A 13,035-nucleotide genomic window follows, 5' to 3' on the forward strand; every position below is an offset into this window, starting at 1 on the left:
GGGACAGGAGAATTTATAAAGGCTGCAAGGGCAAAAGGTTGGAAAGTTTCTGGAGTAGAACCTAATCCATCTGCCAGGAAGATAGCCTTGGAAAAGGGAATAGATGTAGTAGCAGATCTAAGGGACATGAAAAGTGGAGACTTTGATGTGGTCACACTCTGGCATGTTTTAGAACACCTTCCAAACCTGGAGGAGAGCATTGTGAAGATTAAAGCTTTAATTAAACCTAACGGTATTCTTGTTTTGGCGCTTCCCAATTATAAATCCTGGGACGCCCAGCATTATGGCCCCTATTGGGCAGGATATGATGTTCCGAGACATTTGTGGCATTTCTCCAAATCATCGGTTTTGACATTATTTGGCAACAGTGGTTTTGAATTAGAAAAAATACGTCCGATGTATATGGATGCGTTTTATATATCCCTGCTCTCCGAAAAATACCGCCACAGAAAAATGCGATGGGCATCCGCTATCTTCAACGGAATCCGTTCAAACATAGATGCAATCCGCACAAAAGAGCACTCTTCACTTGTTTATGTGCTTAAAAGGCCCGAAAAAAGCATTTAAAGACGCCTAAACGACTTTTATCCCTCTGGGCATATAATTGCCTGCAGAAACCAAAGAGAGGCTTTAAATCGAAGATTTTCAGCACAAACTATATAGATATTTCAAATTCTACTATAATTCTATCATAGAAATAACTTATATAAAGAATTGGAGATTCTTATTGTTCTGAGTAGGACGAATTTCACATTGCTCATATCAGAATTCTTTTTGTTTTCCTTTTCCTATCTTCGCCCTTCAATTTTATAAACAATGATAAGATTATCGTTTTTGTTCATCGTCCTCTTCATAGTGTCCTGCCAGCAGAATAAAATCGGTTTTGTAGACAATGGTGAGTTGTTGGAAAACTATCAGGAGAAAAAAGATATTGAAGCCCGGTACCAGGAAAGGTCCCAGGCCTATACCAAAAAAAGAGACAGTATTTCCCAGGCGTTTCAATTAGAAGCCCAGGCACTTCAGACAGAATCTCAAGGCATGTCCCAGAAGAAGGCCCAGGAAGAGTATGCCAACCTGCAGCAAAGAGGACAATTTATCGGCCAGCAGTTGCAGCAGGAAGAACAGCAACTTCAAGCACAGGGACAATCCGAGATCGATAGTCTTCTCAGTAAGGTGCGTAAAGAGATAGCCGCCTACGGCAAAGGCAATGGGTATTCCTATATCCTTGGAAAAGGGGATGGGGGTAGTGTGCTCTACGGTGAAGAAGCAAAGGACCTTACTCAGGAAATCCTCAAGATCCTGAACGAAAAGTATCAACAATAGGCACTTACTCCCTACTGGAGGGGCACTGCATCAGGCTTGTAGGAGATACAGCAGAAAGATACTGGGCATGAGGTAGATCACTATGGTCCTAGCCCCATCGTAATCCTTGGCGATACGCTGCCCTAGTAAAAGCATTAACAATGCTACATTACCCAGGATGGCCGACAAAAGTGCTAATCGGCCGGCCCCTGTAGTATAGAGCTCAACAAGCCCTGCGAGGCTCAGCACGCCTGTAGCGGTCTCAAAAATTAACAGGACTATCAATAATTGGGGCACTGTGTTCCGGAAAAGCGTCTTCGAAAAGTGGCCATTTAGCCAGGAAAGATTGCCCTTAAAATCAAGAATTTTATCCAGGCCACTTTGTAAAAAAGTGATGGCCAGGAATAATAGCAACACGGCCTCAGTCAGATGGTTGAGAATAGCATCCATATCGGTGGTTTTAAAATACTCCCTGAACCCTTAACTAAACATGGGATTTCGCCATGGTAAGACCTGCTTTCTTGTGGAGCAAGCGTGTTAGTTTAATGGACAGGTCCATAAGTATAATTTTTGAATTCCCGTTTCGTTCCACGTGGTAAATAGCCTGCTCCAGTTCCTCTGCGATTTCCACAACATTATTCTCATGCACAAAGGGGGCAAATTTCCTTAAGTCAAAACCAGCTTCATGCAGACTCATGTAAGCCAGTTCGGGCAGCTGAAAATTAATAAGCATAGCCTGACGGATTACCGCAAGGCAATACTTCAGGAATTTCTTTTGAGTTTCACGGCCTGTTTTGGCGATTTCCTCGCTCCAGAGGATCAATTCGTGTATAGCTCCCTTATTTCCCTTGGCTTTGAAAGCACTTCGGACCCATTGTACAAACCAGCGCTCGAACACCAGATCCTCAGAATCCCGGTTCATAAGATCGAGGGCCTTATTGAAATTCCCATTTGCTTCATGCGCCACTTTCCTGGCCTCTTCCCTCAGCAAGCCCTTCTCTTCCAACGCCTGTGCAATCGCGTCTTCAGCAAGGGGAGGGAAATGCAGCACCTGGCAACGCGAGCTGATGGTTTGCATCAGCTGCTCTTCGTCTTCTACGATAAGTATGATCACCGTTTTCTCAGGAGGTTCTTCGATTAGCTTTAGCAGTTTGTTCGAGGCCGAAATGTTCATTTTTTCGGCCATCCAGATCAGCATTACCTTAAAGCCTCCTTCATAGGATTTCAGAGAGAGTTTTTTAACAATGTCATGGGCTTCATCTACTCCAATTTGCCCCTGCTTCCTTTCTATCCCGATAAGCTGGTACCAATCAAAGAGATTCCCGTAAGGCTGTTCCCTTATAAACTGGCGCCATTCCGCAATAAAATGGTCGCTTACCGCATGGGATTTAACCTTGTCGGTATTGGAAACGGGAAAGGCAAAATGTAAATCAGGGTGGGAGAGTTGTTCGCATTTAAGATTGCAGGAATCCTCTCCTCCGGTATTTTCACCCCCTGTATTGCCACAAAGCAAATAGCGGGCATAGGCCAGGGCAGCGATCAAAGTGCCGGAACCTTCTGGTCCCACGAACATCTGGGCATGGGGGATCCTGCCTGCATCCGCACTTTGGGTGAGGTGTACCTTTATGTGATTTAATCCCAGAATCTCCCTGAACAGCATATTTCAAATATAAGGTATTTTGAATGTCGGGGGCTGATTTTTTTGGGCAACTCTTCCGCTTCCTAACAGATAATATTTACATTTGATTCTTCTAATACAAACAAAGATGAGAACCATTGACGACTATAATTTCGAAGGCAAGAAAGCACTGATACGGGTTGATTTTAACGTACCGCTTGACGGGGAGTTACAGGTGACAGACACGACACGGATCGAAGCTGCCAAACCCACCATCATCAAGGTGCTGGAAGACGGCGGGAGCGCTGTTTTGATGAGCCACCTGGGCAGGCCAAAAGGGCAGCGGGTACCGGAGATGTCACTATCCCATATTTGCGATGCTGTTTCGGACATTATTGGGGTCGAGGTCAAATTTGCGGAAGACTGTATTGGAGAGGAGGCTGAAGCCGCCGCCAAAAGTCTAAAACCTGGCGAAATCCTCCTTTTGGAAAATCTTCGCTACTACAACGAGGAAACCGACGGAGATGAGGACTTTGCCCAAAAACTGGCTGCTTTGGGAGATGTTTATGTCAATGACGCCTTTGGAACCGCCCATCGCGCCCATGCCTCAACGACCATTGTAGCCCGCTTTTTCCCCGGAAAAAAGTGTTTCGGATACCTGCTGGCCAAGGAAATTGAGGCCATTGATAAGGTCATGCGGTCTGGAGAAAAACCAGTAACAGCAATCCTAGGAGGGGCCAAAGTATCCTCAAAAATCACCATTATCGAAAATATTCTGGACAAGGTAGACCACCTCATTATCGGTGGTGGCATGACCTATACCTTCATAAAAGCACAGGGGGGAGCCGTAGGGGATTCCATCTGCGAGGATGATAAGCTAAACCTTGCCCTGAACATCCTTAAGCAGGCCAAAGCCAAGGGAGTACAGGTGCATTTGCCTACCGACGTGCTTGCCGCAGACGCCTTCAGCAACGATGCCAACACCCAGGTGGTCCCCGTGGGTGAAATCCCCCAGGGCTGGCAGGGACTGGATGCCGGGCCAGACACCCTGGCTCAATTTCGGGAAGTGATCCTGGCCTCGAAGACTATTTTATGGAACGGACCGGTTGGGGTTTTTGAAATGGAAGCATTTGCAAAAGGTACCATAGCCATGGGTCATAGTATCGAAGAGGCTACTAAGAAAGGTGCTTTTTCCCTCGTAGGCGGCGGGGATTCGGTCGCCGCAGTAAAACAGTTCGGGTTCCAGGATAAGGTAAGCTACGTTTCTACAGGAGGCGGGGCGATGCTTGAGAGCCTGGAAGGCAAAACCTTACCGGGGATTGCAGCAATAATGGAGTAATCCTGCGTTATACATATAGTTAGGGACCTTCCAGCTCAGCTGGAATAAAATTTCCCATTCTCAGAAAAAAATACGATTTTCGTTAGTCCCCACGGCTAAAGACAAGCGACTTATGATGGTAATTAGAAAATGTATGATGGTGTTGCTCCTTCTTGGGGGAGTTGCTATAGCGAGCGCACAGGATGCCAAAGATCCTTCGGAAATACAGCCCGTAAAGGTGATGGCTCAGGGGATCAACAAGGAGATTCTTTCCAAATCCCAACTTCCGGGAGAGCAAACAGAACGGGAACCCACAATTGAAAAGCAGTCCGCGATCAAAGGGGAGTTGCTCAGGACCAACAGCGGCGAGGTGTATGGTGATTACGATCTCATCAGGAGGTATGACAGCCTGTGGCTTGAAGAGCTGGCGAAAAATCATGCCCTGTATACTGAAATGCTGGTGGAAGACCATAAAGAAGAACTTTCGGGGGCAGAACCTGTAGGATGGGACACAGAAGTGTTCAAAAAGCGATTAAAACATCTTGACGATAAAACTCCGCTCGACATTTCTTACAACCCTTCCCTTGAAAGTGTAGTGAAATCCTTCCTGATGAAAAAGAAGGACCTGTTAGGGCGTATGATCACGGCAAGCCAGTTTTATTTTCCCATGTTTGAAGAAGCGCTTGACCGCAATAACATCCCCCTTGAAATCAAATACCTGTCTATTGTAGAATCTGCCCTCAACCCCCGTGCCCGTTCCAGGGTGGGTGCCACCGGGCTGTGGCAATTCATGTACGGGACCGGAAGGATGTACGGCTTAGATGTGAACAGCTATGTTGATGAGCGCAGCGATCCCGTTAAATCCACGGAGGCAGCATGCGCATACCTATCCAAACTCCACAGTATTTTTAACGACTGGGACCTGGCACTGGCCGCCTACAATTCAGGGCCGGGAAATGTAAACAAAGCCATCAGAAGGTCAGGTGGATATAAGAATTACTGGAATCTCAGAAGATATCTTCCCCGTGAGACAGCCGGTTATGTTCCCGCTTTCATAGCAACCTATTATTTATTCGAATATGCAGAAGAGTACGGCATAAAGGGCGAAGTTGCAGAAAGGCCTTATTTTGAAACGGATACGGTAAGTGTGAAGAACCTGATCACCTTTGAGCAAATTTCGAAATGGTCCGGGGTAACGGTCGAAGAACTAAAGGTGTTGAACCCCTCCTACAAGCTCAATATCATCCCCAGGATCGAAGGAAAAAATTACACGCTTCGCCTGCCTGTGGAAGCATTGGGTCGTTTTGTTGCGAACGAGGAGGAAATCTATGTGCAGGCCGAAACTGAGATCAATAAGAGAGAAAAACCCCTTCCCGAACTGGTAAAGGCAGAAGATCGCATTCGCTATCGGGTGCGTAGTGGGGACTATTTGGGAAGGATCGCTGAGCGATATGGCGTACGGGTCAGTCAGATTAAACGATGGAATGGCCTGAGGAGCGATCAGCTTCGCATAGGGCAACGATTAACCATCTACCCGAGAAAGCCGGCATTCTCCTCAAACACAACCGCATCAAAAAGTAATAAAAACACTTCCAAACCACTTGCAAATAGCGATTCCAAGTTCCATATGGTACGAAAAGGGGACTCCTTATGGACCATCTCCCAACAGTACCCGGGAATTTCCATTGAAAATTTACGAGAATGGAACGATATTCGCGGGAACGATATCAGACCGGGAACCAAGCTGAAACTCTGCGCCTGTTCCCCGTAAAATCACCAGAAATGAAAAAATTAATTATTGCACTTGCTATCTTAACCGGCCTGCTGGGCTGTGAGGAAAAGAGCAAGAAGAAGTATAAACCTGTATCTGTTGGGGCCATCAATTCCCTGGCGGTGGTCATGGAGCCCCAGTTGTGGGAAGGCAGGGTTGGAGACAAGGTCCGTGAATATTTTGCCGCGCCTATGGTAGGACTTACCTGGGAGGAACCCCTGTTTACCATAGAACATATGCCACAACAGGTGTTTACAGGGATGACCCGCCATCGAAGGTCCGTACTCTTTGTAAGCCTGGACAGCCTCGACGTTGCCCATATAAAAACAGACCTTTATGCGTCTCCCCAAAAGGTAGGGGTAATCAAGGGGGAGACCGAAGAACAGCTGTTGGCCAACCTGGAACAAGGGGCGGAAAAGATCATATCTACCTTCAAGAAAAATGAGATCGAAGAAGCGCAAAAACGCTTTAAGCGCTCCCTGAGCAAGGACAAGGTGCTGGAGGAAAAATTCGGCATATCACTTACCATTCCCTCCATATATGTCCTGGGGAAGGAAGAAGATAATTTTGTGTGGATCGACCGACAGATCCAGAAAGGATCCATGAATATCATCGCTTATACCCTACCTGCGGATACCTTTAATAACGATTCTACTTTTGTGCGGGACATTGTTCGAATGCGGGATTCCATTGGAGAAAAGTATATTCCCGGACCAGATATCCCCAATAAGACTACCTACATGATCACTGAAAAGGCCTTTGCCCCTTATGTGTTTTCTGCCGAGGTGGCAGGAAAAAAGGCGGCGGAAGTCAGGGGCATATGGGAAGTAAAGAATTATCCCATGGCCGGGCCGTTCTTAACTTATATCATCAACGACGAGGAAAACCACCGCATCCTGGTCCTGGAAGGCTTCACTTTTGCGCCTGCCACGAATAAACGCGATTATATGTTTGAACTGGAGGCCATTCTCAAGACCCTCCGTTTTAAGAAAAAGGCATAAATGGGAAAGCCCGGAAGAATCCGGGTCATCGCCTCACTAAGTAATACCGATTGGTTTTTAATCAAACGGGAATCCTGAAAATATGCGGAACCAGAAGGCATACAATACGATCAGGAACATTGCAAAAGCAAACCAGGCAAGGATCTTTAAGGTATTACGTACAAAGTAATTCGTGAACTGCCGGAAGGCATTCAGGTAGATTTCTTTAATGTGTAGAAGTGTAGTCATAGGATTTCGGGGTTTTAGTTTATCGTCTATATAAGTTCTGAATACTATACGTATCAAAAAAAATTATTGGCCAAGCCGCAAATAAATTGGTATTAAGGGTTCAAAAACTCTCCTCTAATGGGCTGCAATCAAAAAATGGGATGGACAAGGAGTACGATTTAATCGACAAACAGGAAATACCTCAGAAAAAACAATAAAAAAACGCCCCTTAAAGGAGCGTTTTTCAGATTTGGTTGGTTTGATTGTTAATCGAATGCGAATCCTGTGGCTACCCTGAAAATAAAGGCATAGAGCACAATGACAAAGCTGATCAGGCAGAACCACGTAAGGATTTTAAAGAGATTTTTCACCACAAAGGGCCCCAGATTACGGAAGGCTTCGAGGTAAATTTCTTTTATGAGTAGTAAATGTTTCATAGGCGGTGTTTTTATAGTCTTGATTATAATATATAACTGATAATGAATCTTTTGCGTGTGCCTGCTCCCACTTTTGTTGTCAAATCCACATGCGGCGTGGTGTACTGAGGAATCCCATCAACAAACGAGCAGTTTACCCCCCAAAATGTGGGGTGAAGGGGGCTACATGCTCACTATGATAAATTCTGAACGTCTGTTCAGCTGATGCTGTTCCCTGCTACATCTAACGGTGCCGTCACATTCGTTCAGCAAACGCTCTTCCCCGTACCCAATGGCACTTTGAATACGTTTTGGATCTATACCCTGTTCGATCAGGTAGGCCCGCGTAGACTTAGCCCTTTTGTCTGACAGGTATTTGTTGTAGACGGCGGGGCCCCTGGAGTCTGTGTGGGATTCTATTTTGATCACCATACTGGGGTATTCCTTCATAGTAGCCACCAGTTTATCCAGAGATGCTGCGGCATCCTTGCGGATGTATGATTTGTCAAAGTCAAAGTAGATCATATCCACCTTGAGTTTCCGTATCCCGTCTTCTATCGTAATAAGCTGTTTGAGTTTATCCATCTCAATCGCAGTCTCTACCCGTTCATTTTCCAGGGTACTAATGGCCAGTTCATGACCCTCGTAGGAATCTTTCACGGTTCGGATAACGTATTTCGTATTGCTGTCGAGGTCCTCGAAAATGAAGCTGCCATCCTCATCACTGAGCATTTCCTTTAGTTTCCTGTTGTTTTCATCCAACAACTCCACAAGGGCTCCGGGCATGCGCTCACCGCTTACACGCTCCGTAATTACCCCGGCGATAGCATTTTCGTTGGCCTCTTCAGGAATCGGCTTTTGGAAGGAATAAATGTCGTCATCACCCTTTCCGCCGCGTCGATTGGAGGCAAAAAACCCTTTCTGGCTGGCTTCGTCCACAATGAAGGAAAAGTCGTCTACTTTACTATTGATGGGTTGGCCAACATTTCTGACCTCAAGGAATCCGTCTTCGTCGTTATAGGGAACTTCAAAAACATCAAGACCCCCCAGGCCAACATGGCCGTCTGAAGAGAAGTACAGTTTCTTAGCTGTGATAAAGGGGAACATCTCCCTTCGTTCTGTGTTGATCTCCGGACCCAGGTTACGGGGTTCAGAAAAGCTGCCGTCTTCTAGCACATCCACGACGAAAATGTCGGTTTTCCCCAGGCTGCCTGGCATGTCTGAAACAAAATATAATTGCTTGCCATCCGGACTTAAGGCAGGGTGCCCTGTGGAATAATTGTCGCTGTTAAATGGAAGTTCCTGGGCCTCGGTCCATTCGCCGTTTACCTTCGTGGATTTATAGATTTTCAGGTGGTTAACCCCTTTTTTGTCGCGCTTTAATTTCTTGCCGTAATTATTACGGGTAAAATACATGGTGGTGTTGTCAGGGGAAAAGGCAACAGTGGCCTCATGGTATTTGGTATTGATCTTTTTGGAGAATTTGGCTGCGTTTTTGACTTCCTGGTTTTCTTTGTTGATCTTGGCTACATAGAGGTCCAGATAAGGCTGATTGTTCCATTTATACCGTCTGGTTTTAAAGAAGGCGGAATCTGCGGACGAAGCGAAAACCAATTGATCTTCCCCGTGAAACATGGGCGCAAAATCAGAATAGGGAGAATTGACCCCGATGTTCTTGACTTCAAACTCCCCGGCTGTATTACGGATATTATCCAGAATGACTTCGCTGGGGATAGGTTTGTTCATATCCTCCAGGCCATCATTGTTTCCTTTACGCATTTTGCGTTCGTATAATCGCATCAGGCGTTTGGAACGGGCATATTTGCCAGTTCCCTTCAGAGTATGTGCATATTTGAACAGATTATCTGCAGACATTTCCTTCCTGTAATTGCGGTAGAGCATATCATACCAATAGAAAGCACGCTCCATATTGGTATTGAAGTAATGGGAATCGGCAGCTCGTTGAATGATACGGTAATCCGGGTTTGTTCCCCCTCTGGCCAGCACGCTTTCATAAATTTCAGCGGCTTCGGCATACCACATTTTGTCAAAATACTGGTCGGCCTTCTGTAACAGTTTATCATTAACCGGAAGGCTAAACTGTTTGTTCCGGTTGTAGCTGTTTTCCAAAGGCAATGCCTCCTCAGATAACACGTCAGAGAGTTGTGCGCCTTCCTCCATTTCAATTGCCGGAGGCGGAATTACTTCAAGGATCCAAAGTTTATCGGTATAGCGACCCTCGTACTGGCTGTTATAGGCAGCTATTGCAGCTTCTCCCTCTTGCAACCGGTCCAGGTAAACATGGTAGAGCCCGGTCTCGGGGTGCTGCAGGCGACCCGCTGTAGAAAATCGTGTTTTCAACTTTGAAGAGAACCTCTTCGCGTTGGTAGTCTCACCAAAAACACCTCCGATGAGGTAATATCCTGGGGCAATCTCAAGACTGCTTTCTATGCTGCGGGTAGGAATTTTACTGGCTTTTGCCATTTCGGAGAAGGAAATACTATGAGTTTTGGGCTGGGTTATAGCACGAGCCTGTTTTTTCCTGATCGTCACAGGCGTAGAGGCAGTATTTTGAACGTTAAGTATCCAGATTTTATCCTGGTATTTCGGCTTGATGTTCTTCTGATAGTGATGCAGAGCTTCGAGGCCTTTTGTGGTGTGACCTACAAATACATAGTGCATCTGGTTTCTCGGGTTGACCAGTGTATTGGCCATCAATCCCTTTCTCTTGAGTGAACGTGCCAACCTGGAGGCATTTTGAGCCTCACCAAATACCCCTGCGATGAGATAGTAGCCATTGGCTATTCCTTTAAGGCCGCTGACACTTCTATGGGAGATCTTATAGTCTTTTGCTACGGACCTGAACCGGGCGTCCTCAACGCTGAGGTCAGGACTTTCTGTTGTACTATGCGAATGCAAAGGCACAGGCATGGCAAAGCACCCTGCCAGGAGGAAAAGGACAAGAATAATTTTTAACTGTTTGTGCATTATAAATCGCTATATCGGGGAAGTGGGTTAGGTCAAAGGAATTTGCTCCCTAAACTGTACAGCAATTGCCCCTGTTATGCAACTAACGTCGAAATTACGTGAACTTTAAGAGGTCAGATACTTTTTGTTGTGAACTACCGACTTTTTGTCGTGAACGATGAAATAATGTAGTTTATCGATGAGGCCTTGTGGTGAAAAGAATACAAGGGGATGGAATTTTTAGCTTGTTTGAGAGGGGAAGATCCAGTCAATTATAATATACCAAAAAGTATATTAGGAGTGCTTATAAACAAAAAAAGCGTCCTGCAAGGGACGCTGTTCTATGTGGGAAGAATAGGTCTTACTCGTTTTTCTCTTCCAATTTCTCATCTTCTTTGGAAGCATCTTTAAATTCTTTGATGCCGCTACCGAGGCCGCGCATCAATTCCGGGATTTTCTTTCCCCCGAACAACAGCAAAACAACCAGGACTATAACGGCGATTTGCCATGCTCCTATAGCCAGGAAAGTAAACAGTGATAACATAAGTTCTTAGTATTAAGTAGAAAACAAATTTATGAAAAAAGAAACAAAAACTGCAGTAATAGTAACGGGAAGATGCCTTTTAAATTGCCGGGGGCCGTTTTTAAGTGAAATGCTTTATCTTAGACCCCCCGGATAACACCCGCCATCTTATATGGCTACTATGGATTTTTAGGGGCTGTTTTATGGCAAAAAAGGTTAAGAAAAGAAAGGAAATAAAAAGGAAACTTTTGCATAAGTATCGTTTGGTGATACTTAACGAAAGCACTTTTGAAGAGAAGATCTCCTTTAAATTGAGTCGGCTTAATGTCTTCGTTACCGGATCACTGTTTATATTGGTCTTAACCGCTCTCACTATCCTGCTTATTGCTTTTACTCCCTTGCGGGAATATATTCCCGGGTATTCTTCCACGGCCCTAAAAAGACAGGCAACGGAACTTACCTACAAGACAGATAGTCTGGTGAATGTATTAAATTATACCAATAGGTATTTAAATAATGTGCGCATGGTGCTACGTGGGGATATTGAAAATACTGAAGTTAACCGGGATTCGCTTTTTGAGCAGTTCAAACTCGATCCGGCCAGCATTGATCTTTCTCCGATCCGCGAAGATTCATTATTAAGGGCAGCCGTGGCTTTAGAGGATAAGTACAATCTTTTTGAGAGCGAACGGGAGCCAGGCAGGCTGGTTTTATTTTCCCCGGTTTCGGGTACTTTGACCCAGGAATACGATCCGGAGAAAAAGCATTACGCTGTGGATCTGGTGGCTCCGGAAGGCTCCCCTGTGAAGTGTGTGGCCAACGGCACCGTGATCTTTTCGGAATGGACGGCGGAAACGGGCTACGTGATTATCGTAGAGCACAAAGACGGATTGATTTCTGCATACAAACATAACGGCTCACTCAGCAAAGGGCAGGGAGACCTGGTAAAGGCAGGTGAAGTGATTGCATCGGTGGGCAATACCGGGGTATTGACTACAGGCCCTCACCTGCATTTTGAACTCTGGAGCAATGGAAACCCTGTGAACCCGGCGGATTACATCGATTTAAAATAAGTGCAATGGCGTTAAAAGGTATTGCAGCAAGGGTTTTTGCCAGGATAGTGGCCCGTCAGACCAAACGCTGGTCTTCTCAACCCGTGGCAAGTCAGGACAAAGTCTTCCGTGAACTTATAAAAAAGGCTTCGGCAACCCGGTTTGGGAAGGACCACAGTTTTACACAAATTCATACACATGCTGATTTTGTTCAACGGGTACCCGTTCGGGATTATGAGGCCCTGCGACCCTACGTGGACAAAGTGGTTTCAGGAGAACCTGATATATTATGGCCGGGAAGGCCCCTTTATCTGGCCAAAACCTCCGGGACTACTTCCGGGGCAAAGTATATCCCCATTACCGAAGTTTCCATCAAAGAGCAGGTCAGGGCTTCTCGCAATGCGATCCTTAGCTACATCCACGAAACAGGTAATACTGCGTTTGTCACGGGGAAGATGATCTTCCTGCAGGGTAGCCCGGAGCTGGACGAGAAAAATGGGATCAAGTTGGGGCGCTTGTCGGGGATTTCAGCGCACTTTGTGCCTAATTACCTCCAAAAGAACCGCATGCCCAGCTGGGAGACCAACTGTATTGAGGATTGGGAAACCAAGGTGAACACCATTGTTGAGGAAACTTTGCATGAGAATATGACGGTGATCGCGGGGATACCATCCTGGGTACAGATGTATTTCGAGAAGCTGCAGCAAGCTTCGGGAAAAAAGGTGGGGGAGTTGTTTCAAAATTTTCAGCTGTTTATTTATGGCGGTGTGAACTACGAGCCTTACCGGGCAAAATTTGAAAACCTTATCGGCCGAAAGGTAGACAGTATAGAACTTTTCCCCGCCAGTGAAGGGTTTTTT

The 13,035-nt window shown here is 45.8% G+C and carries 13 protein-coding genes; 7 read left to right on the plus strand and 6 right to left on the minus strand.

From position 1 onward, the window contains the following. Positions 1-567, plus strand: a 567-nt coding sequence (locus AC4E7D_RS05190; RefSeq protein ID WP_490172749.1) for a class I SAM-dependent methyltransferase, incomplete at its 5' end; no start/stop codon positions are given. Between the two features lie 249 nt (positions 568-816). Continuing rightward, complete coding sequence (locus AC4E7D_RS05195; protein ID WP_490172750.1) at positions 817-1,323, plus strand: OmpH/Skp family outer membrane protein; 507 nt, start codon at positions 817-819, stop codon at positions 1,321-1,323. Between the two features lie 30 nt (positions 1,324-1,353). On the opposite strand, the gene AC4E7D_RS05200 is transcribed toward AC4E7D_RS05195, so the two are convergent. Further along, positions 1,354-1,752 carry a DoxX family protein gene (locus AC4E7D_RS05200; RefSeq protein WP_490172751.1) on the minus strand — a complete coding sequence of 133 codons (399 nt, stop codon included), beginning with the start codon at positions 1,750-1,752 and terminating at the stop codon, positions 1,354-1,356. Positions 1,753-1,786: 34 nt separating this feature from the next. Next, positions 1,787-2,962: a DNA polymerase III subunit gene (locus tag AC4E7D_RS05205; RefSeq protein ID WP_490172752.1), complete on the minus strand. Its 1,176-nt coding sequence runs from the start codon at positions 2,960-2,962 to the stop codon at positions 1,787-1,789. 106 nt (positions 2,963-3,068) lie between these two features. Here AC4E7D_RS05205 and AC4E7D_RS05210 point away from each other — a divergent pair, with 106 nt between their 5' ends. The 3 genes from AC4E7D_RS05210 (at position 3,069) to AC4E7D_RS05220 (ending at position 7,010) form a co-directional block, all read left to right on the plus strand. After that, positions 3,069-4,259: a phosphoglycerate kinase gene (locus AC4E7D_RS05210; protein WP_490172753.1), complete on the plus strand. Its 1,191-nt coding sequence runs from the start codon at positions 3,069-3,071 to the stop codon at positions 4,257-4,259. A gap of 133 nt (positions 4,260-4,392) precedes the next feature. Continuing rightward, on the plus strand, positions 4,393-6,009 hold the full coding sequence (locus AC4E7D_RS05215; protein ID WP_490172754.1) for a LysM peptidoglycan-binding domain-containing protein: 1,617 nt from the start codon (positions 4,393-4,395) through the stop codon (positions 6,007-6,009). Between the two features lie 11 nt (positions 6,010-6,020). After that, the gene (locus tag AC4E7D_RS05220; RefSeq protein WP_490172755.1) at positions 6,021-7,010 is read left to right on the plus strand and encodes a DUF4837 family protein; all 990 of its coding nucleotides are present in this window, start codon (positions 6,021-6,023) and stop codon (positions 7,008-7,010) included. A 57-nt stretch (positions 7,011-7,067) separates the two neighbouring features. Here the strand turns inward: AC4E7D_RS05220 and AC4E7D_RS05225 are convergent, their stop codons facing one another. The 4 genes from AC4E7D_RS05225 to tatA all read right to left on the minus strand — a co-directional run bounded on the left by AC4E7D_RS05225 (position 7,068) and on the right by tatA (position 11,144). Then, a complete protein-coding gene (locus tag AC4E7D_RS05225; protein WP_490172756.1) occupies positions 7,068-7,238 on the minus strand; it encodes a DUF6747 family protein in 171 nt (56 codons plus the stop codon). Positions 7,239-7,483: 245 nt separating this feature from the next. Beyond that, positions 7,484-7,654, minus strand: a complete 171-nt coding sequence (locus AC4E7D_RS05230; RefSeq protein ID WP_490172757.1) for a DUF6747 family protein — start codon at positions 7,652-7,654, stop codon at positions 7,484-7,486. 162 nt (positions 7,655-7,816) lie between these two features. Continuing rightward, a complete protein-coding gene (locus AC4E7D_RS05235) occupies positions 7,817-10,621 on the minus strand; it encodes an OmpA family protein (RefSeq protein ID WP_490172758.1) in 2,805 nt (934 codons plus the stop codon). 340 nt (positions 10,622-10,961) lie between these two features. Then, positions 10,962-11,144 (minus strand): twin-arginine translocase TatA/TatE family subunit, encoded by a 183-nt coding sequence (tatA, locus tag AC4E7D_RS05240; RefSeq protein ID WP_490172759.1) that lies wholly within the window; start codon positions 11,142-11,144, stop codon positions 10,962-10,964. A 182-nt stretch (positions 11,145-11,326) separates the two neighbouring features. Between tatA and AC4E7D_RS05245 the strand changes: the two genes are divergently transcribed. Both AC4E7D_RS05245 and AC4E7D_RS05250 read left to right on the plus strand, forming a co-directional pair. Further along, entirely contained in the window at positions 11,327-12,196 is an 870-nt protein-coding gene (locus AC4E7D_RS05245) for a M23 family metallopeptidase (RefSeq protein WP_490172760.1), read from the plus strand. A 5-nt stretch (positions 12,197-12,201) separates the two neighbouring features. Then, positions 12,202-13,035: GH3 family acyl-acid amido synthetase (locus AC4E7D_RS05250; RefSeq protein ID WP_490172761.1), on the plus strand; the 834-nt coding region annotated here is incomplete at its 3' end.

The organism is Lentiprolixibacter sp. (assembly GCF_982873095.1).

Excerpts from the sequence above, each read along its gene's own strand:
- AC4E7D_RS05195 (WP_490172750.1), top strand. The coding sequence starts at position 817 with ATGATAAGATTATCGTTTTTGTTCATCGTCCTCTTCATAGTGTCCTGC.
- AC4E7D_RS05200 (WP_490172751.1), bottom strand. The coding sequence starts at position 1,752 with ATGGATGCTATTCTCAACCATCTGACTGAGGCCGTGTTGCTATTATTC.
- AC4E7D_RS05205 (WP_490172752.1), bottom strand. The coding sequence starts at position 2,962 with ATGCTGTTCAGGGAGATTCTGGGATTAAATCACATAAAGGTACACCTC.
- AC4E7D_RS05210 (WP_490172753.1), top strand. The coding sequence starts at position 3,069 with ATGAGAACCATTGACGACTATAATTTCGAAGGCAAGAAAGCACTGATA.
- AC4E7D_RS05215 (WP_490172754.1), top strand. The coding sequence starts at position 4,393 with ATGATGGTGTTGCTCCTTCTTGGGGGAGTTGCTATAGCGAGCGCACAG.
- AC4E7D_RS05220 (WP_490172755.1), top strand. The coding sequence starts at position 6,021 with ATGAAAAAATTAATTATTGCACTTGCTATCTTAACCGGCCTGCTGGGC.
- AC4E7D_RS05225 (WP_490172756.1), bottom strand. The coding sequence starts at position 7,238 with ATGACTACACTTCTACACATTAAAGAAATCTACCTGAATGCCTTCCGG.
- AC4E7D_RS05230 (WP_490172757.1), bottom strand. The coding sequence starts at position 7,654 with ATGAAACATTTACTACTCATAAAAGAAATTTACCTCGAAGCCTTCCGT.
- AC4E7D_RS05235 (WP_490172758.1), bottom strand. The coding sequence starts at position 10,621 with ATGCACAAACAGTTAAAAATTATTCTTGTCCTTTTCCTCCTGGCAGGG.
- tatA (WP_490172759.1), bottom strand. The coding sequence starts at position 11,144 with ATGTTATCACTGTTTACTTTCCTGGCTATAGGAGCATGGCAAATCGCC.
- AC4E7D_RS05245 (WP_490172760.1), top strand. The coding sequence starts at position 11,327 with ATGGCAAAAAAGGTTAAGAAAAGAAAGGAAATAAAAAGGAAACTTTTG.